This window comes from Bartonella sp. AP58NXGY, assembly GCF_042195785.1.
GTDB lineage: Bacteria > Pseudomonadota > Alphaproteobacteria > Rhizobiales > Rhizobiaceae > Bartonella.
The window spans coordinates 1-748 of sequence record NZ_JBHIOY010000222.1 but is presented as its reverse complement, the minus strand read 5'-3'; the positions used below and the strand labels follow the sequence as shown (position 1 = coordinate 748).

Below are 748 nucleotides of genomic sequence, written 5' to 3'. Positions count from 1 at the left end.
CATTTATCCATATAGACACGGCGCTGTTCTAAATAGTCAGTACGACGATAGGCACGCTCTACTTGTCCTCCTACTGTATGACTTAGAATAGTTTCAGCGACCTCATAGGGGGCATCGGTTGTTTCAGCGAGCCAATCGCGTAAACTAGAACGAAATCCATGGGGGCATGCGTTTAGTCCAGTTTTTTGCATATACCTTGCCATATTACTTTCACCAAGAGGAGCACGACCGGTTGCAGAAAGGATAAAATCACTTTTGGAAAGACAGCGAGCATGTTCAATCACTTTCATTGCTTCTGTTGATAAAGGTACGCGAAATTCTGTTGTAGCATCACCCCTTCCTTTCATATTCTCAACAGAAATACTCCATATATTTCCATCAACCTGATCCTTATGAATATAACGTAAGGAATGCGTACGAACGCCTGTCAAGATGAGCAAACGCAAAGCCAGTTGTGTTATAGCTGTTGTTTGGCAAAGTGTTTTATAAAAAGCAGGAATGTCTCTCCAATCCATAGCTGGTATATTTTGTGCTTTATGGAGTTGTTTTCCTAAGAGAGCTTGTGCTTTTGTTACTGCTTGTAAATCAACATCCAAACCCAAAGCAGCCGCATGTTTGAGACAAAGATTGAGACGAATGAGAGCTCTACGCGCTGTAACAGCTTTTGTATGCCAGATAGGGGCAAGTGTGTTGCGTATCTCTGTTTGGGTAATCTCTGAAACGGGTAAACAGCCTAATTTAGGGAGAA

Annotated in this window: 1 protein-coding gene; it reads right to left on the bottom strand. The window is 42.2% G+C overall.

What is annotated here, in order from left to right:
* Nucleotides 1-748 (bottom strand): tyrosine-type recombinase/integrase (locus tag ACFINC_RS10570; protein WP_375617184.1); only part of this gene is annotated, 748 nt, incomplete at both ends.